The 16,626-nt window shown below is 65.9% G+C and carries 21 protein-coding genes; 12 read left to right on the top strand and 9 right to left on the bottom strand.

Features of this window, described 5'->3' with window-relative positions:
- Nucleotides 1-571: 571 nt before the first annotated feature.
- Nucleotides 572-871: a hypothetical protein gene (locus tag OG817_RS01190; protein ID WP_406051579.1), complete on the bottom strand. Its 300-nt coding sequence runs from the start codon at nt 869-871 to the stop codon at nt 572-574.
- 336 nt (nt 872-1,207) lie between these two features.
- Between OG817_RS01190 and OG817_RS01185 the strand changes: the two genes are divergently transcribed.
- The 4 genes from OG817_RS01185 to OG817_RS01170 all read left to right on the top strand — a co-directional run bounded on the left by OG817_RS01185 (nt 1,208) and on the right by OG817_RS01170 (nt 3,344).
- The gene (locus OG817_RS01185; protein ID WP_406051577.1) at nt 1,208-1,753 is read left to right on the top strand and encodes a hypothetical protein; all 546 of its coding nucleotides are present in this window, start codon (nt 1,208-1,210) and stop codon (nt 1,751-1,753) included.
- A gap of 162 nt (nt 1,754-1,915) precedes the next feature.
- Nucleotides 1,916-2,380 (top strand): DUF6228 family protein, encoded by a 465-nt coding sequence (locus OG817_RS01180; RefSeq protein ID WP_406051576.1) that lies wholly within the window; start codon nt 1,916-1,918, stop codon nt 2,378-2,380.
- A gap of 43 nt (nt 2,381-2,423) precedes the next feature.
- Nucleotides 2,424-2,888 (top strand): hypothetical protein, encoded by a 465-nt coding sequence (locus OG817_RS01175; RefSeq protein WP_406051574.1) that lies wholly within the window; start codon nt 2,424-2,426, stop codon nt 2,886-2,888.
- A gap of 102 nt (nt 2,889-2,990) precedes the next feature.
- On the top strand, nt 2,991-3,344 hold the full coding sequence (locus OG817_RS01170; protein WP_406051572.1) for a hypothetical protein: 354 nt from the start codon (nt 2,991-2,993) through the stop codon (nt 3,342-3,344).
- A gap of 160 nt (nt 3,345-3,504) precedes the next feature.
- On the opposite strand, the gene OG817_RS01165 is transcribed toward OG817_RS01170, so the two are convergent.
- Nucleotides 3,505-4,011, bottom strand: a complete 507-nt coding sequence (locus tag OG817_RS01165) for a DinB family protein (protein WP_406051570.1) — start codon at nt 4,009-4,011, stop codon at nt 3,505-3,507.
- Nucleotides 4,012-4,094: 83 nt separating this feature from the next.
- Between OG817_RS01165 and OG817_RS01160 the strand changes: the two genes are divergently transcribed.
- Genes OG817_RS01160 through OG817_RS01150 form a run of 3 tightly spaced genes read left to right on the top strand, consistent with a single transcriptional unit; the run spans nt 4,095 to nt 5,313 of the window.
- The gene (locus tag OG817_RS01160; protein ID WP_346385528.1) at nt 4,095-4,412 is read left to right on the top strand and encodes a metalloregulator ArsR/SmtB family transcription factor; all 318 of its coding nucleotides are present in this window, start codon (nt 4,095-4,097) and stop codon (nt 4,410-4,412) included.
- On the top strand, nt 4,409-4,933 hold the full coding sequence (locus OG817_RS01155; protein ID WP_406051569.1) for an SRPBCC domain-containing protein: 525 nt from the start codon (nt 4,409-4,411) through the stop codon (nt 4,931-4,933). Before OG817_RS01160 ends, OG817_RS01155 begins: the two co-directional genes overlap by 4 nt.
- Nucleotides 4,933-5,313 (top strand): VOC family protein, encoded by a 381-nt coding sequence (locus OG817_RS01150; RefSeq protein WP_406051568.1) that lies wholly within the window; start codon nt 4,933-4,935, stop codon nt 5,311-5,313. Before OG817_RS01155 ends, OG817_RS01150 begins: the two co-directional genes overlap by 1 nt.
- Nucleotides 5,314-5,993: 680 nt before the next feature.
- Here the strand turns inward: OG817_RS01150 and OG817_RS01145 are convergent.
- From OG817_RS01145 to OG817_RS01135, 3 genes are all read right to left on the bottom strand, one after another.
- Nucleotides 5,994-6,335, bottom strand: coding sequence for a hypothetical protein (locus OG817_RS01145; RefSeq protein ID WP_406051567.1), 342 nt, complete (start codon nt 6,333-6,335; stop codon nt 5,994-5,996).
- 175 nt (nt 6,336-6,510) lie between these two features.
- A complete protein-coding gene (locus tag OG817_RS01140; protein ID WP_406051566.1) occupies nt 6,511-7,077 on the bottom strand; it encodes an SGNH/GDSL hydrolase family protein in 567 nt (188 codons plus the stop codon).
- Between the two features lie 590 nt (nt 7,078-7,667).
- Nucleotides 7,668-7,868: a hypothetical protein gene (locus OG817_RS01135; RefSeq protein ID WP_406051565.1), complete on the bottom strand. Its 201-nt coding sequence runs from the start codon at nt 7,866-7,868 to the stop codon at nt 7,668-7,670.
- A 102-nt stretch (nt 7,869-7,970) separates the two neighbouring features.
- On the opposite strand from OG817_RS01135, the gene OG817_RS01130 reads away from it, so the two are divergent.
- Nucleotides 7,971-8,387 carry an NUDIX domain-containing protein gene (locus tag OG817_RS01130; protein WP_406051564.1) on the top strand — a complete coding sequence of 139 codons (417 nt, stop codon included), beginning with the start codon at nt 7,971-7,973 and terminating at the stop codon, nt 8,385-8,387.
- 95 nt (nt 8,388-8,482) lie between these two features.
- Here OG817_RS01130 and OG817_RS01125 read toward each other — a convergent pair whose 3' ends face one another.
- Both OG817_RS01125 and OG817_RS01120 read right to left on the bottom strand, forming a co-directional pair.
- Nucleotides 8,483-9,454 (bottom strand): NAD(P)-dependent alcohol dehydrogenase, encoded by a 972-nt coding sequence (locus OG817_RS01125; protein ID WP_406051562.1) that lies wholly within the window; start codon nt 9,452-9,454, stop codon nt 8,483-8,485.
- 178 nt (nt 9,455-9,632) lie between these two features.
- Nucleotides 9,633-10,154, bottom strand: a complete 522-nt coding sequence (locus OG817_RS01120; protein ID WP_406051560.1) for a hypothetical protein — start codon at nt 10,152-10,154, stop codon at nt 9,633-9,635.
- Nucleotides 10,155-10,414: 260 nt separating this feature from the next.
- Here OG817_RS01120 and OG817_RS01115 point away from each other — a divergent pair, with 260 nt between their 5' ends.
- Complete coding sequence (locus OG817_RS01115; RefSeq protein WP_406051559.1) at nt 10,415-11,185, top strand: maleylpyruvate isomerase family mycothiol-dependent enzyme; 771 nt, start codon at nt 10,415-10,417, stop codon at nt 11,183-11,185.
- A gap of 266 nt (nt 11,186-11,451) precedes the next feature.
- Here the strand turns inward: OG817_RS01115 and OG817_RS01110 are convergent, their stop codons facing one another.
- Nucleotides 11,452-11,808 (bottom strand): YciI family protein, encoded by a 357-nt coding sequence (locus OG817_RS01110; protein ID WP_406051558.1) that lies wholly within the window; start codon nt 11,806-11,808, stop codon nt 11,452-11,454.
- Nucleotides 11,809-12,657: 849 nt separating this feature from the next.
- On the opposite strand from OG817_RS01110, the gene OG817_RS01105 reads away from it, so the two are divergent.
- The 3 genes from OG817_RS01105 to OG817_RS01095 all read left to right on the top strand — a co-directional run bounded on the left by OG817_RS01105 (nt 12,658) and on the right by OG817_RS01095 (nt 15,419).
- Nucleotides 12,658-13,518: a hypothetical protein gene (locus tag OG817_RS01105; protein ID WP_406051557.1), complete on the top strand. Its 861-nt coding sequence runs from the start codon at nt 12,658-12,660 to the stop codon at nt 13,516-13,518.
- A 235-nt stretch (nt 13,519-13,753) separates the two neighbouring features.
- On the top strand, nt 13,754-14,398 hold the full coding sequence (locus tag OG817_RS01100) for a hypothetical protein (RefSeq protein ID WP_406051556.1): 645 nt from the start codon (nt 13,754-13,756) through the stop codon (nt 14,396-14,398).
- A 505-nt stretch (nt 14,399-14,903) separates the two neighbouring features.
- Complete coding sequence (locus OG817_RS01095) at nt 14,904-15,419, top strand: hypothetical protein (RefSeq protein WP_406051555.1); 516 nt, start codon at nt 14,904-14,906, stop codon at nt 15,417-15,419.
- A 560-nt stretch (nt 15,420-15,979) separates the two neighbouring features.
- On the opposite strand, the gene OG817_RS01090 is transcribed toward OG817_RS01095, so the two are convergent.
- The gene (locus OG817_RS01090; RefSeq protein WP_406051554.1) at nt 15,980-16,240 is read right to left on the bottom strand and encodes a hypothetical protein; all 261 of its coding nucleotides are present in this window, start codon (nt 16,238-16,240) and stop codon (nt 15,980-15,982) included.
- Nucleotides 16,241-16,626: the final 386 nt, after the last annotated feature.

Genomic DNA, 16,626 nt, shown 5'->3' with positions numbered 1-16,626 from the left:
GGCAGTAGGGCGAGGCACCATGCCGTGGTTGGTGCACGCAACATTGGTCGAACTGGGGCCGTACGTGAACTCCCCGCGACGTCCTCGCCGTCTACAGCCATGGTCTGTCACCCTCCATCCGAGACACCTGGAGAGTTCTACCAGCCACAGGTCAGTGTGTGTCGGGCAGTTGCCTGTCGAACTCTCGCGATCGCCCGATGAACAGGTGATGGACGAGATCCACGACTGAATCGGCCAGCTTGCCGTAGAGATCGTCGAATCCGTCCCAGTGGCCACCGGGCGGCGGTGGTTGCCTTCGATCGGGCTGCAACAGGCTGACCGCGCACGGACAGCGGCTGGTCAGGTCACTCAGGCGGATCGAACGTGGCTTCAGCAGCGCGGTACGCCTCCGTTCCCGTCTCCGGAGCGATCTGCACCACGAGGTCCGGTAGGGCATCTTCTGTCGGACGCCCGTCGGGACCGACGCCTCCCGGTTCTTCGTCCCAAGCGATGATGGTTGCCCGCACGGAGTAGCGACCGTCTGGGATCGTGGTCCGAAACGGCGCTCGATCTGTGTCCCCGACTGCCTCGATCAGCTCAAGCACACTTCCTGGCCCGCTACCGCGAGCAGGTAGGGCTCACTTGTCACGACCCAGTAGGCACGCTCGCGCTCAGTCAGGTCAGGTGGATCGATCGCGACGCGGACGCCGAAGGCACCGTCCGACCCGACGTTGACAGGCAGCAGTTCGCCGGTGCTGATCGCATCACCAAGGCGCTCATTGACCCGCGTCTCCCAGACGTCGTACCGATCGACATCGCGGTAGTACGCCGGGCACCACAACGAGAGCATTCCGGCGTCAGTAGCCGCCGTGACCACGCCGCAATCTGTCATGGACGCAACGTACCGGAGCAGCCCGCTCCGGATGCCCTGACAGCGGCCGCCACCCCCCAACACTGCGTACTTCGTGACCATGGCGTCCTCCTACTGAGCTGTCAGCGCCCACCCGACCGCAACACCGCGGATAGCCGAGCACCCGTTGCGCGAGCAATTCGGAACAGACCCACAATCGGATCGCCCAGATCTGCCCTGTGCGGCAGATCCGAGCGGGCGCCGCCATGCACTCGGCGGCATGACAATGCGTTTCAGTCAGGGGTTCTCGGCCATCGCAGCACGGGTCTCTTCACAGTCTGCTTCCAGCGGCGATGGCCGTGAGCGTATCTTGAGAGCGTGGCATCGAGATCCTTGCCGCAACGCGCAGTCCGCGCGGTCGGCGACAGCCCACTCTCCGAGCGGATGGCCCGCGCTCAGGAGCTGGCTTACGGGCCGCTGATCGACTGGGCACGACGCAGCCCGCTGCACACCGACGTGCTCGGTCATTCGTTGCATCCGTCGCTTACCGACGTGACCACCGGGTGCTGGCTCGGCACGTCCCTTCTCGACCTCGCCGGCGGGTCCGAGTCGCGTCGCGGGGCGACACTCCTCGCCGGGTTCGGACTGCTGGCGTCCGTGCCGACGGCTCTCGCAGGCGCCGGCGACTGGGCGGAATTGTCGGGCGCTGAACGCAGGATCGGTGCGGTCCACGCGCTCGGCATGGACGCTGCAACGTTCTTGTTTGCCGGCTCGCTCGTCGCGCGTCTGCGCGGCGGGCACCGGCTCGGCACAGGGCTTGCCGTAGCCGGGAACCTGGTCATGGCGGGTGCGGGCTTCCTCGGCGGGCACCTGGCTCTGCACCGCGGAACTGCTCGCCGAACTTCCATGGCTGAGCCCGACTAGAGCTCTCAGCCCAGTGCACCGCCCATCATCGGCACGGGCGCTTTCGTAGGTCCGGGCCCACCCGAACGCGACGCTCGTCCGCCAGGTGATCTGCGACAGTCGAAAGCACGGATCGCGGCTGGGAGTGCGTTTCGCGCCACCGGCTCGTGCGATCATCGCGCCATGCTGCATGTGTCTGAGGACGGCACTGCCGTGGCTCTTCGGTGGGGTAGCGGGGATCGCGAGGCGCAGATCGAGTTCGCATCCCCGCACTGTCGCTACCGCGATGCCTCGGACCCGCACCTGGCCTCGGACGACATCGTCGAGTACACGGTTCGCCTTTCGGGCAACGGGCTGACAGCACAGGCATTGGTACTGAGTCTCGACACCGCCGGCAGCGGCCTGCCCGCGTTCCTTGAGCAACTGGGCGAGGACTTTCGAGGCTGGAACGGCACACGCAGGTGGGAGAACCAGGATCACGACCTCGGGGTTGAAGCCACTTGGTCGTCACGTGGGCACGTCGACCTCCGCTGGTGGATCACGTCCAGCATCTACGACAAGTGGAGCGCCGCAGTGGTCGTAGACGTCGAGGCGGGTGCCGAGATGTCAGCCTTCGCCCGAGAACTGTCGTCGTTCTTCGCCCTCTGATCCGCTCCCGGCGAGAGCATCGACATCGTGGGATGCTTCCTGCGTGAGCGATCTGGGCAGCCGGTTTGTGGAGTCGCGTGGTGAGCCGATCGAGTTGGATGGCCGGCTCGTACCCATGTCCCACGTGATGGCGCCGTTGCCTGCCGGCGTCTTGAAGGTACGAATGCGGGCTACTGGCGATCTCCAGCAGGGCGTCGGCATTAGCGCGGACGGTGGTTGTCTCACGGTCAACGGCGAGAAGTCCAAGAAGTTTGCACTCTGGACGGCCACAGCACCCGACTGCGTGGAGATCGATGTGAACCCGCTCCGCGGCCGTGAAGCGCTCTCTGTTCGGATCTGGAACATCTGGAAGCACGAGCGCTGGGGCTCGACGATGGCATGGGTATCGAACGCCGGTCTCCTCGTCGAACAAAGGAGCGACACGGCGGTCACTCTTCAGGCGAGCGCTGGCCCCGGCGGGCCGACGTTCGATGACCTAACCGCCGACGTGACATTCGAGCAGGCGTAGCAGGCGCGCGGGTGCGCTCCTTGGACCTGGCCGACGAGCGGCATGCCATGCCGTCCTGTCAGCGGCAAAACGCGATCGCACACGTCGGCCTCAGGTGCCACGATGACCGACATGGACCCTAGGACGCTGACTACCCGTGAACGGGAAGTACTAGCGGCGCTGCTGTCAGTTGACTTCCCGTGTGTCGACAACCTCCGCCGCCAGGCGAACGAGGTACTCGTCGTTGGTAAGTGCAGTTGCGGCTGTCCGTCCGTCGACTTCCAGCGTGCCCGTGGCCTGGGAATGACCATTCGCGTGAATGCTGGGCTCCCAGACTCCTACGACGGCCTGTTCCTCTCCACCATTAAGGACGCTGACCTCGGGGAGATCCTCGGCGGCATCGACTGGGTCGGCGCGAGTGAGACCAGCCCGGACGAGCTTCCAGAGCCTCACCTGCTCACCGTCGAGCCTGCTTGATCCGGGGTCTCGCTCGACACACACTCACCGGCATGAGCGCGCGGATCGCGCCATGTCCGGTTGGCCGTCACAGTGGTCGCCAGGTCCGACATGGGGGATCGGATTGGCGCAACCAGGGTTCGGCCGCACGGGAATCGAAGCACGGAGCCAGGGCTACTGGTCAGGTGTTCACCAGCCACTGTTGCCCGTCGATGAGTTCGCGAACCGCGTCGAGGTGTCCGGCGTGGCAGGCGGTCTCAGTGATCACATGGAGCAGGACATCCCGAACATTGTGCAGGCGCCACTCACCCTCGGGAAAGGGCCACCAGACCAGGTCGGCATCTGGGGATGAGGCGGCGATGACGGCATCCGCCAAGGAAGCCTCATGGCGATAGCGGTCAAGGACGTCGGCGGCCGACAGCAGCCCGGGATCCACCTGCCATGCGCTGCCTTGGCTACCGACCTGGTCGATGACCACCGGATCCCCAGCCACAACGGCACGGAAGTACAAACGCTCCACCGACAGCGTGAGGTGCTGCACCATCCCCAGGCAGCTCCACCCAGAGGGCAGCACGGGGCGCCGCAGCGCCTCATCGCTCAGCCCTTCCACGGCACCCAGCACGTGGTTTCGCTGCCTCTGGAGGCACTGCAGCAACGCGGTGATCTCGGCGTCGACTGCCACCGTCATTTCTGAACCTCCCGGACACAACACTTCTTCACAGGGCCGAATGTAACCTTGCGGGTACGTACCCATATGGTTACATTAGCACCATGGACGCCGTGTTGCACGCGCTGGCAGACGAGAGCCGGCGCACGGTTCTCGAGATTCTCCGCGACCACCCGGCGAGTGCAGGAGAGCTGGCCGAGGCTCTCCCGATCGCTCGCCCGGGCGTGTCCCGGCATCTCCGCGTGCTGCGGGAAGCCGGGCTGGTCGACGTACGCCAGGACGCGCAGCGCCGGATCTACACACTCCGCCCGGAGGCGCTCGTCGAGGTCGACGAGTGGCTGGGAGAGTACCGCCGGCTCTGGGAGAACCGGCTCGACGCTCTTCATACCGAGATCGCACGAGGAAAGAAGGCACGACGATGACCACGATCGCGACGATGCGAACGCTCGACGAGACCCTCGGAGCAGTCCGGGTCGAGGACCTTTACGACACGGACATCGGCGACCTCTGGCAGGCGTGTACGGCGCCCGAGCGGCTGGCCCGCTGGATCGCCCGGGTCGACGGCGACATGTGGGTCGGCGGCACGATCCAGGCCGTCTTCACGAGCAGCTGGACCGGTCCGGCGCGCGTCGAGGTGTGCGATGCGCCCCACCACCTGCTGCTGACGACGGAGCCGGGTACGGACGACGAGGGGCAGATCGAGGCGTGGCTGACCGAGGAGGGCTCCAAGACCCGGCTGGTGGTCGAGGAGCGCGGCCTGCCGATGATGCATCTCCCGTTCCACGCCTCTGGTTGGCGGGTCCACCTCGAGGATCTCGGTCGGTCGCTGGAGGTCGACGGCCCGGTCCATCCGGAGGGCTGGAGCTCCGATGCCGGAGCGCGCGGCTGGAAGGAACGCTGGGAAGAGCTCACGCCGACATACCAGCAGATGGAGATCCGTTGATGTCGGACCTGATCAGGCTCAGCCTGACGACGGTCAATGCGCCCGACGCAATCGCGCTCGCGCGGTTCTACGCCGAGATCACCGGCGGGGTCGCGAAGGGTGACGAGTACTGGGCGCTCGTAGAAGGGCCGAACGGTGACATCGGGTTCCAGCAGATCGACGACTACCGGCCACCCACCTGGCCGGATAGCGAGGTGGGGATGCAGATGCACCTCGAGTTCTTCGTCGACGACCTGGAGGCGACCGGAGCGCGTGTGCTGGCGGCCGGCGCTACCCGATTCGAGCATCAGCCCAACGCAGACCACTGCTTCGTGTACGCCGACCCGGCCGGGCATCCGTTCTGCCTGTCCATGTGGGGGGCCCCGAGAGTCGGCGACTGACTCAGCTCGTTCGGGCATCAGTTGTTCAGGCGCGACCGCTCGGCGAGTTCTTGGCGCGCTCAAACCCAAGCGACTGGAGCGTCGCGGAGGTGATCGTCGCAGCCGAACAGTGAGTGCAGCAAACACACTCAGCTCGGCACGACCGTGCGGATCGCGGCTGAGCGGACGGGGTCCAGATCCGCCGGAGCGGATCAGTCCGACAAACCACAGGTAGCGATGGACCCGTTCGGTCGCCAGATCGACGAGGCGGTCTAGTTCATCGAGCATGGCAATTTCGTCGTTGCTTGTGAGGTGCTGCCGGAGGTACGCGATCTCCTTGGGCAGTTGCTGCTGCAGCTGGAAACGGTTGAACATGGTGTCGCCAATTGGATCCACCGCGGCGAGCAGAGGTGTGTCGCGGAGGTTGAGGACGCGAGCGCGGGATCTTCCACGGAACGGATCCCTCGGCGATGCGTTCGCCGCGCTCGGGCATCTCCTTGCACACCCAGATGCTGACTGGGATGGGCGGAGTCCGACATCGCGCAAACACCGCTGACCAGCGACGCCAAGCGGATCGCGGCTACTTGTGCTTATGTTTGGTGATCGCTGGGCTCAGTCGAAGACCATACGACCGGCGCTGACCTTGACTGCCTCTCCATCGAAGTACCATCGCGAGAGGGCATCATCCTCACCCAGCCAGATCATCTCTCCGCAGGCTCCACAAAGGGCGCCAGCGCGGTCCACAGGTGCAGGTCATCTCCTACGTTCTCGCCGACAAACTCGACGCCATACAGCTCACCGTCCGGCTCCAACATCGGCTCGAAGCGGAACGCCCGCAGGATGTCGCCCAGGGTCTGTGATGCCTCGATTCTGGCGGGCAGCGTGAAGGCCCAGTGGCGGCGCTTGACGCGTTGCTCGTCGCGAGACCATCCAGTCTTCAGGGCGTCACGACGGTCGAGGTCACGAATCGCCGCCAGTGCGGCGTCCGCACTCGACGCGGGAATGACGACCTCGCCCTTGATGAGGCTGACGGAGTAGCCCATATGCCTATCTTGCCTGGAGACCTACCCCTCGCGGGCACGAGAGTGCACCTCATCGCGGCAGATGCGTACGTTCCCCGGCCGCGACTCCGTGTTGGCAGGGTGGTTCGTGGTCGGTCACCCAAGAGGCGTCCAGGGAAAGCCGCTCTGCATCTCGATCACACCACTGGGAGGAGTCTCACTGGGTGCTCGCTTCGATCGCGCCGGCGATCTCCGGCACCATCTCCTGGTAAGCCACACGTGTCAGGTGCATGCCGTCGGCATCGAACGCTGCGGGGCCCAGCCTGTCGGCCACCCCACGCACGTCCAGTGCGATCCCTCCGCGCGCCAAGACAAGCTCGGCCAGCACCCCGGCGTAGACCCGGATCAGAGCGTTGACCTCGGCGGTGTCGAAGGGCTCCGGAGCACGGGCCAGGCCCGGTGGCACGAGGGCGATCCAGCGGCCACCGCGTTCCAGCTCACGCGACACGTTCTCGCGGAAGAGCGCCGGGGAGCTGGCGAATGCGGGATGGTTGTCGCTGCTGCCGATTGATAGCACGATCGCGTCGTACTCCGACAACGTCCGGTCGCCGATCTGGTCCCGAAGAGATCCGGACCAGGCGCCGCCGACGGCCCGGCACTCGACGGAGGCGCCAAACGCTAGCGGTACGAGATCCGGGAGCCCGTGATAAAGCCGAGCGAGGTTGCTGTCGCCGAGAAGCAGAACCGTCACGCGGTCATCCTGCCCCAGTGCGCCGACAAACACCGGCGGACAGCCTCGGCCATGTCGAATGTGCCAGCCGACGCGCGAGCACAGTCGTCGGCATGACCGCGCCTTCCGTCTGCGGCATGAGCGGTCGTTTCGTTCGGCGCGGGACTGGGACGGCGCTCACGCGTCAGACGGTGGAGCATTCACCCTTCTGTCGTGGTCCCACCACTGCTCTGAGATCACAGCCCCGCTCTCGTCGTAGGTGCGACTCACGCCGTGGCGGAGGTTGGCGCGCCAGGAGTCCTCGGCTCGGAGCCGTCCTGAGGCATCCCAGTCCCGAGCCGGTCCATGCTGTAAACCGTCGACATAAGAGAGTTCGCTACGGGTGCCGTTCTCCATGACGTCGAAGGCGATGCCCGTGAACGGTCGACCCCGATAGTGCATGACCAAGTCTGGCCCGAACTCCAGCTCAGCGTCGGAAACCCGCGCCGTACTGCCTCCCGCTCGAACGCGAGCATGCTCGGGCTGGAGTCGAAACCACGGCTCGCGGAGGTCATCAGATCTCACGCCCGACAGGGTGTCACGCACGCACGCTCATCGGCATGACCGCGCGTCCCTGGCAGCGGCATGTCTGTGCGTTCGTTGCGTCAGGCCCGGCGAAGGTGGGTGGTGTCGTTGAGTTCGACAAGGGTGCGGTTGTGGAAGTAGTCGTCCTCGCGGAGGTGGGTGATGCTGCCCGTCTCGACGCGGAAGCTGGCGTAAGCAAGCGCATCCGAGGGGATCCGGAGCCAGTGCGCGATCACAGGACTGGCTGAACCGCCGTGCGTCACGACGATAAGGTTCAGCATTTGATGGATTCTGGCATGGGCTGGCATCAAGCAACTCGCTCGTCGGCACGACCTCCTTCACTCGCGGCGGCATGAGAGTGCGTTGGCGCCTAGTGTGTCGCCATGGTCGCCCAGATTCCGATCTCAGTCGCTGTACTTGTGCGCGACGGTCTTGTGCTCCTTGTGCATCGCCATCCGTCGCGTCGGTGGTATCCCGACTGCTGGAGCTTCTCCGCCGGCGGGCATGTCGAGGCGGGCGAGTTGCCTCACCAAGCCGTCATTCGAGAATGCCTCGAAGAACTCGGTGTCCACATCCACGACCCCCTGCCCATTCCTATGACGGTCAGCGACCCCACCCTCGACGTGCACGCGTTCCTCGTCACGCGCTGGGAAGGGGAACCTGTCAACGCCGCACCCGAGGAGCACGACGATCTTCGCTGGTTCCAGCCCAGCGATCTCGCAGACCTGAAGATGGCCCACCCGGAGAGCCTGTCGAGCATCCTGAGGGCCGCCCGGGTCGCAACCGATCAGCCGGGCTGAACTGTCCGCTCATCAGCATGAGCGTGCGGATTGCAGCTGAGTGCGCGTTCGCGATGCGCCGACCAGTGTTGTGAGCGAAGTGCGCGTTGTGGGTGCTATCGAGGCGGCTCGACCTCGATCACGACGTTGCCGATCTTTTGCCCCGTCTCGACGTACCGGTAGGCCTCGACGATCTGGTCCAAGTGGTAGCGCCTGTCGATGACCGGTCTGAAGGTTCCCGACTCGATCAGTTCCTTCAGGTGCCTCACGATCGCTTGGCTGTCCCTCGGAATCGGGAACCTGACTTTCTTGCCAGGAAGCAGCGGGGTGACGAGCGCGAGGACCGGGTTCTGGCAGAGCGGACCGAGATCGGAGGACAGATACGACCCGTGTCGTTTCAACAGTCGCCGGCAGCGACCGAAGGTGCTCTTGCCGACCGCGTCGAGCACCACGTCGTACTGCTGGTTGTCCTTGGTGAAGTCCTCCGTCGTGTAGTCGATGACTCGGTCGGCTCCAAGGCCCCTGACCAATTCGAGGTGGGCGGTGTCGCAGACGGCGGTCACCTGGGCTCCAAGCCCTTTGATGATCTGAACCGCCGCCGAGCCGATGGCTCCGGTTGCGCCGTTGACCAGGACGGCCTGGCCGTGGCGGATCTTGGTCTTCCTGATGGCCGCGAGGGCGTAGTGCGCAGCTTCGGTGCCCGGGGCAACCTCGACGAAGGTGAGGTTCGCTGGGATGCTGGCGATCGAACCGTTCACGGGAACGGTCACGAGCTCGGCATGGCAGCCGAATCGACCCTCGCTGTAGCCGAAGACGCGCTTACCGACCTCGAATGCGGTGACACCAGCTCCGACGGCCTCGACCACTCCGGCGAACTCGGTTCCCATGATCGTCACTCGTGGTCTTCTGAGTCCCGTGAAGAACCTGGCGATGAACGGCTTCGCCGCCCGATAGCCGCAGTCGGTTCGGTTCACCGTCGTCGCGTGGACCCTCACAAGCACCTCGTTCGCCTGAGGGACCGGATCGTCCACCTCCTCGATCCGAACGACATCGGGCGGGCCGTACCTGGTGTGAACCGCTGCCCTCATGAATCAAGGCTAACGAGTGGCACCGCCGATGGATCCGGACGCCGACTGGCCGCTCCCAGGCCGCGCGGAAACGGCCGGCCCTGGCTGTGAGATCTCCAATCCCCCAGTGCCCCGGAGCGATCTCGGTCGCGTCAACCACACACACGCTCACCAACTGCGGCATGTGCGGACGCACCTGTTAGGTCTTGTTCCGCGCCCAGCGAGGCTTCGCGAGCGCCTCGGGTCGATAGCGGACCACCTTGTAGCCTTCGCCCGTGCCCAGGAGCCACGCGCCGGCAGACGGATCGGGCGGGAACTGGTTGTCCAGCAAGGCGATAAAGCCATCGGCTACCTCAAGGATCCGTGCGAGCTCCAGGGTTCCGTTGGCGGCCCAGCCTCCGGCGACCGGATCGCCATCAAGAATGATCCACTGCCGCATCTGTTCGGTCGACAGATCTCCGAAGGATTCGGCTTTGGCGCGTGCTGTAACTGCTATCGCGCGCAGGGCGGACCGCTGCTCGTCGGACAGCTCACCCGCGTCGGCACCGAAGTCGGTGACCACCGCCGCGACGCGCCACTGCTGGGCTATCCCGCGCAGTGCGGGGTCGTGCAGGGCCGGCGTACGGTTGGCGATCTCTTCGACGAGATAGCCCATCCACGCGCCAAACGCGTCTGCAGTGGCCCAAAACCCTCGCGCGCCGACCTGGATGGTCGTGGTCATACTCACCAGCGCATGATCACAGACCCGAGCAGGACCGGCTACCTCACTCCGCGGTCCTGCTGGATGACATCCGGGCGGCTCCGCAGTCGCGCGCCCACTGGCCTGGTCGAGCGATCACACGCGTACCACGAGGTGCACATACCTCGGCATGACCGCCCACCCCTGACTGCGGCTTGTCCGGGCGTGGAGCCGTTCTGCTTAAGCTGGACGGGATCCTCGCATGCCGGAAGAAAGCCATGGCCCACGAGGTTGTGCGTGGCATGACTTCACTTGTCGACCGCGCCGTCGCGGCCCTGCGTGCCAACCACGACACCCTCGCCGCACTGGTGCCGACCTTGACCGAGCAAGAGTTGAGGGACCGCAGTGGGGCGGCGGAGTGGACCGTCGCGCAGGCGCTCTCGCACCTCGGCAGCGGTGCCGAGATCTCCCGCAAGCCGATCGCCACCGCCGCAGGCGAGCAGGTCGAGACCGAGGACAACCAGGCGATCTGGGCCAGATGGAACGCCGCGTCTCCAGCCGACCAAGCGGCCGGGTTCGTCAAACACGACGCGGCGTACCTCGACACCGTCGAGGCGCTCAGCGCCGAGCAGCGCGATCGCCAGATCGACCTGGGCATCCTGCCCCAGCCGGTGCCGCTGGTGGTCGCGCTCGGCATGCGGCTCAACGAGGTCGCCAACCACGCCTGGGACGTGCGCGTCGGCGTCGACCCGTCGGCGACCGTGGATCCGGACTCGGCCGAGCTACTCGTCGAGCTCTTCGGCGGGCCGCTGGCCTTCCTTCTGGGCTTTGCCGGCAAGGCCGATCAGGTCGAGCGGGAGGTCCGCCTGGCGATCCCGGGCGGCGGCATCCAGATCACCGACACGGTCATCGTGACCGACGCGGTCGATGACCCCACGGCCACATTCGACGGTCCAGCAGAGGCCGTGGTGCGGCTGGTGAGCGGACGCCTCGGCGCCGAGCACGCCGCCGGCGTGAGCGTGACTGGCAACGTCACGCTGGACGAGCTCCGGAAGGTCTTCCCGGGCTACTAGGCCGCGAGGCTCTTGAAGCCGCGCCAGACCTCGAACTGTTCCGGAGTCCTGCCGTCCGTGGCGGCGTCCTCGGCGATGTCGAGTCACCGGACTGGCGGGTGACGGCGACCACCACCCGGGCCGCTAGGCCCGGGTGATCGCCTCGCCCACTCGCTCTGGAAGGACGCACCTCGGCCGTGCCTTGGCTGGCCCTGGAGGCATGGGTCAGGGCCTCGCCGTACAAGGCGGGGCCGTGGACGGACAGCAGATGCTGCCTCGACGCGATCTCAGTCGATCTCTTGGTCGTACATGAACTTGCGGACGTCTTGCGCACAGCGGCAGGCGGCCGCGTTCTTGGCGGCCCACTTCAGGGCCTCCTCCCGGGTGGGTACGTCGACGATCATCACGCCGCCGATGAGCTCCTTGCTCTCCGGGTACGGGCCGTCAGTGACCACCCCGTCGACGGCCACCACGGCGGCCTCCACGTCGTCGTCCACGTAGTCCAGCCCGCCGGCGAAGACGAACACGCCGGCGTCCTTGGCCTCCTGCTCCACCGCGTTGGAGGCCTTGCCCACCTCGGGCCAGTCCTCCTCGGTGAAGTGGTCCATCGCACCCTTCTCGAACGAGATCAGGTACTTCGCCATCTCATGACTCCTTGTCCCGGCGGCCTTCCTCCGGCCGCCTCTCACCCCTGCTACGAACGCCTCGCCCCGGATCCGACAGGCTACCGGCAGAAACTTCACGATCCATCGATCATGTCGTCGCTGTTCCGACCAGTGGGGCATCGAGGCGAGCGCCGCTTCGCGAACTACTGAACATCGATCTCCTGCAGGTGCGGAACGGTGGCGGAAACACGTTCACATATCTGTCACTCAGAACGAGAATGCGGGACCACGGGTCGGTCGCTTGCGCGGTAGCGCGCATCGCGGGCTGCAGCCGCAGACGCCGGCGGGAGCCGGCAGGAGAAGGGACGGCGGTGAGCCGGGGATGGGTACATCAACTCGTGCCCGGGACGGGATTTGAACCCGTATGCCTGTGAAGGCCGCGAGGTTTGAATTCGACCGGTCCCCATACTGTCTGCGGTGCGTCGGAAAGATGCTGGTTCCTGGGTGGAGCGGTCCTTGCTGCGGGGCCTGCTGGGCTCGCGGTGGTGACCAACGACCTGCTGGTTCTGGCCATCGCAGCGGCTGTGGCTTTCCTCACCGTGGCGTCGAATGGACGCGACGTGCGATTCATCGGCTACTGAGAGCAGGATTTGGCGCGTCTGCCCAGGAGACGAGATCATCGGTCGGCTTCAACTCCGACGAAAGCGAGAGACACGAATGCGCTGGACCCCGGCGACCGCCCTGGTCGTTGCTCTCATGTTTGCGACGGCAGGCTGCGGCGGCGATCAGGAGGGCGCCGAAGATCGCGCTGCCACCGTCTCATCGAAGCCGTCCCCGTCGCCTCGCCCGAAGCCGACCCCCGCGATCAGCACGCGTGGAGCGGAGGACGTGCTGAAGCGGTACATGTCGGCTATCGGCCAGGCGAACACAAAACTGGACCCGGCACGGGCTGCGAAGATAGAGACGGGATCGGCTCTGAAGATCCACAGCGCGCAGTACCGCGTGTACCGGAAGAACGACTTGCGCTACCCGCCGGTCAAGTACGTCGGAGCGCTGGGTGCGGCACCGATGGTCACGGGCTATCCCAAGTGGTTTTTCACGGCCGCGACGGACCGCGGTTCGGAGCCCGCGACACGGGACTTCCTGCTTTTCGTCCAGGACCGTAGCGGTGCGCCGTGGCGCGCGACCTACGCGCCGTTCTCGAGTAAGGCGACCGGTGCGCTCGCGCCCGGAGTGGACGTGGCGGATTTCCCGGCGGTCGTGGCCGCGGGCGACAACCACTTGGCGACCCCGCCGGGCAAGGTCGCCGCCGTCTTGGCCGGCGCCGTGACCCAGGGCAGCGAGAGCCCGTACGCAAAACGGTTCGCGCAGGATGACATCCTCCAGACAGTGCGTAGCAGAATCGTCGATAACCGGAGTGCCTACACGAGCAACGACTGGGCCGGGACCAGCCGGGCCGTTGCCGCCCCGACCCCGGTATTTGCCGTGCGGACGAAATCCGGCGGTGCGCTCGTCTGGTTCGGGCTCGACCTGTTGCACTCCTATCGCAACAAGGGTGACACCAACATGGTGTGGGATACCGAGACCGCGGGCGACATGCAGCAGGGATTCGGGTTGCCATCAGAGGTCACGTCGTCGATCACTCGGCAGGAGCGCTATGAACTGGTCGCCTACATCCCCCCGAAGGGCAAGGGCACGATGCGCCTCCTCGCGAGTCGCTGGTTTCCGCTGTCGGTCCGCGGAAACTGAGGCGTCGCGTCCCGGGCGGGATTCGCTCGGCGATGACTGGTTGCCTCCACAACCGCGGACACTTACGTGTCAAGGTGCGCAGGCAGTCTCTCCGCATCGCGACGAGCCCTCAGGCGAGGAGCCGAAGGTTGCCCCGCTCCCCCGGTCCTACGGTGGCGGCGCGCATTCGGGCCCCTCGAGGGGCTCGTCTTGCATGAGAGTGGCGGTTCATGTCGTTCGCCGCGATACTTGCGCGGTGCAGGAGCCGTCAGTTGACTGGGTGGCCATCGCCCCGCGATTCACGCCCGGCTGGCCGTGGCCCGAGGACTCCTACGGTCTGGGACCGATGTACGGCAACGACGGCTGGTGTCGGGGCTGCGGTACCCCACTGGTGGAGCAATCAGGCCCGCTCTCCATGCAGGGCAGCAAGTTCCCGACAGCCGACGTCTGGATGCCGAACTGGCTCTTCGACGTTGTCTGCGTTTCGGAACAACTGGCTGCAGACATCTCGGAACGCTTCAGCGTGAACCTGGGCGAGGTGCACAAGCCGCGCAAGGGTCCCACCGGGGTGCAGCAGATCCTCCCCGCGCTGACGGTCGATTCATGGCACAGGCAAGAGGAACTGGTGCTGGCTGTGCGGGCCCGGCACAGCGAGTACGGCGATCAGACGGGGTCGTCCTGCGCAACCTGTGGCCGCTGGAAGTGGTTGCCCGTTGGTGAGAACGAGGCGCCGATCGTCGCGAGCGCCCTGATGTCCACTTCCGACGTCCTCGCGTCGCCGGAGGTGTTCGGGGACGGCCTGAAGTCGTACCGACACCTGCTTTTCCGCAGACCACTCGGCGAGACACTCGTGGCCGCGAGCCCCCGCAACTGGCACCTCGTCGAGGCGGAGGTCAACTAGCCGCTGCCGGATCGCCGCCCAGTATCTCGGACAATCCGCTCATCGGCATGTACGTGCATTAGCCGACGTCTCAGGTGGTCTCAAGGCGCTGTGGTCATGATCGCGCGACAAATGCCACCGCTGTTGCAGCCGCGGCGGGCTCGTTTCGAGCTTGGCCAAGAAGACTCGCGCGGCATCTGCATAGCTCAGACCCGCAGGTGCCCGGGACGGGATTTGAACCCGTATGCCTGTGAAGGCCGCGAGGTTTAAGTTCGACATCGTACCGTCCGACCGCGTCCGGCGTGGTCCGTTTCGCGCTCACGGCGGCGGTCACGAGACTGCCCGGACTGGAGTGAACCGCGCCGAACTGCAACCACTTGTGCAACCATTTCCCGTCGTTGCGAACGGAGTAGCGCTAGGCTGGTTCGGCGGATTCTCCAGCGCCGGAGGACCCGGCAGATCTCGTGACGGCGAGCGTGATGTGCGGTGTGGGAGTGGTAGCGGCGGGAGCTTCATGGGTGCGTCAATGAGCGGTCCTGAGTACGTCGGCTCCGGCGATCCGCTCGATGCCGCCGGCCAGATGTCGTTCGCCCGGTTCGGAGCCTGCGGCTCCCGCATCGCAACGCAACCGGACATCAGCCTGCCGCTGCGACTTACTGCATCGCTGCCAACTGCGCCACTGAGAGCGACCGACAATCCCCCGTTCATAAAGATCGACATGTCGGTGCAGAATCTGTCCGGCTCTGCGGTGCAGGTCCTGACTGCCCGGTACGGCGCGCGAATGGCGATCACCAAAGACGGCATCGTTGTCGCAGGCCCCGTCGGGGCGCGCCCCGCCGGCTCGCGCTACACGATCGACCCAGGCGTAGCCCACGAGTACGAGTCGACTGTCAACCTCGTGGGCTGCGACAGTGACTCAGGACTAGCGCCCGGTCACTATCAGTTGCACGCTCTGCAGAGGTTCACCTTCCTCGACAAAGACTGGAATCTAGGACCCGCGATCCTTGTGGCCGGCGGCCCCTGGGACGTCGAAATTGATTAACGCCGAACGGGTTGACAGTTACGTGTCAAGGCACGCGGGCAGTCCTCCCGCATCGCCCCGATAGCTGCCGACCTTAGGTCCGGTGCGGTGCGGGTCAAGGGTCGAAGATCCCGAAGGGACGCGCCGGAGGCGCGCCCTTGACGCGTGCCGGACCGGACCGTCCCTTCCATGATTGCTAGCGGGGCGATGCGGGAGTCCACCGGTAGACGGGAGCATGCGGCAACGGTGGGCGGCGGGCAGCCGGCTGTCTCGGCGAGTGGTGCATCGACAGGGTGTCGATCGTTGATGGCGAGATCTGCTGTCTTCGACCCGGCACCCTGTTGGCACATGCGCGCCAAGCCAAGGGCCGCGCTCGGAGCGAAGCGAAGCGGGAGCGCAGGGCAGGCGGCCCGCCCTCCGGTGGCGGCGCGCCTTTCGGCCCCTGCGGGGCCGTCTTGAAGACGTAGAGAAACTTGTCAGGCTACGAGATCAAGGCGACTTGTCCTCCGTCGACTGATGCGCGACACCCGTCCGGCAGGTGATCTGCGACGGTCGAAAGCACGGATCGCGGCTACTTGCGTTCACTTGGTGAAGTGGCGGGCGGTCTCGGTCCCGGTAGTCATGTCGTAGAGGACACGCCAGCCCGACCATGAGTTGGCGACCACCGCGTCGCCCTCCAGGAAGACAGTGACCCAGGCGTCGCCGTCACCCCCTGGGGGCAGCGCCCGCCATCCGACAGAGCCGTCTCGCCGCCGACAGATGACGGCGGAGATGTAGCCATCGCCGGTGCCTGGCAGTTCGAGTTGGCCCTTGTCGTTGGGCAGGGAGAATCCCGGTGTCATGCTGTCGATGATGCCGCAACACACGAACGGATCGCGGCATGACAGGGTGTTTCGACCCGGGTCTACTGCTTCCAAGTCAAGGGCCCCGACGGCCTGGCGGTCGCGACCAGGACCGTCCCCATCCCGTAGTCGTACACGAACTCGTAGAGCACGTCCGAGTCGGCCACGAGGGCATGGAAGCGAGGGTCGGCATCGCAGGCGGTGCCGATGAGTCCACGCGCTCGCCTCAACGCCGCATCGGCGATACCACCGAGCCGGGCCGATGGTGGGCCGCCAGCCTGGAGCGGATCGACCGGGCAAGGGAACTCGACGTGAAGCCTGCGGCCGACTTGATCCGTGGCCGGGTCGCAGGACAACACGAGGTCGGCAAGTCCGATCCAAGTCTC

The sequence above is a fragment of the Kribbella sp. NBC_00889 genome (assembly GCF_045207705.1).
In the GTDB taxonomy this organism is placed as follows: Bacteria; Actinomycetota; Actinomycetes; order Propionibacteriales; family Kribbellaceae; genus Kribbella.
This window is presented reverse-complemented; position numbering and strand designations above follow the sequence as displayed.

Bases quoted from the DNA above. Each gene is read 5' to 3' on its own strand.
- OG817_RS01190 (WP_406051579.1), bottom strand. From the start codon at position 871: ATGACAGATTGCGGCGTGGTCACGGCGGCTACTGACGCCGGAATGCTC.
- OG817_RS01155 (WP_406051569.1), top strand. From the start codon at position 4,409: ATGACCACGATCGCGACGATGCGAACGCTCGACGAGACCCTCGGAGCA.
- OG817_RS01165 (WP_406051570.1), bottom strand. From the start codon at position 4,011: ATGACGGTGGCAGTCGACGCCGAGATCACCGCGTTGCTGCAGTGCCTC.
- OG817_RS01150 (WP_406051568.1), top strand. From the start codon at position 4,933: ATGTCGGACCTGATCAGGCTCAGCCTGACGACGGTCAATGCGCCCGAC.
- OG817_RS01090 (WP_406051554.1), bottom strand. From the start codon at position 16,240: ATGACACCGGGATTCTCCCTGCCCAACGACAAGGGCCAACTCGAACTG.
- OG817_RS01130 (WP_406051564.1), top strand. From the start codon at position 7,971: ATGGTCGCCCAGATTCCGATCTCAGTCGCTGTACTTGTGCGCGACGGT.
- OG817_RS01125 (WP_406051562.1), bottom strand. From the start codon at position 9,454: ATGAGGGCAGCGGTTCACACCAGGTACGGCCCGCCCGATGTCGTTCGG.
- OG817_RS01120 (WP_406051560.1), bottom strand. From the start codon at position 10,154: ATGACCACGACCATCCAGGTCGGCGCGCGAGGGTTTTGGGCCACTGCA.
- OG817_RS01170 (WP_406051572.1), top strand. From the start codon at position 2,991: ATGACCGACATGGACCCTAGGACGCTGACTACCCGTGAACGGGAAGTA.
- OG817_RS01095 (WP_406051555.1), top strand. From the start codon at position 14,904: ATGAGCGGTCCTGAGTACGTCGGCTCCGGCGATCCGCTCGATGCCGCC.
- OG817_RS01115 (WP_406051559.1), top strand. From the start codon at position 10,415: ATGACTTCACTTGTCGACCGCGCCGTCGCGGCCCTGCGTGCCAACCAC.
- OG817_RS01110 (WP_406051558.1), bottom strand. From the start codon at position 11,808: ATGGCGAAGTACCTGATCTCGTTCGAGAAGGGTGCGATGGACCACTTC.
- OG817_RS01145 (WP_406051567.1), bottom strand. From the start codon at position 6,335: ATGGGCTACTCCGTCAGCCTCATCAAGGGCGAGGTCGTCATTCCCGCG.
- OG817_RS01160 (WP_346385528.1), top strand. From the start codon at position 4,095: ATGGACGCCGTGTTGCACGCGCTGGCAGACGAGAGCCGGCGCACGGTT.
- OG817_RS01135 (WP_406051565.1), bottom strand. From the start codon at position 7,868: ATGCTGAACCTTATCGTCGTGACGCACGGCGGTTCAGCCAGTCCTGTG.
- OG817_RS01180 (WP_406051576.1), top strand. From the start codon at position 1,916: ATGCTGCATGTGTCTGAGGACGGCACTGCCGTGGCTCTTCGGTGGGGT.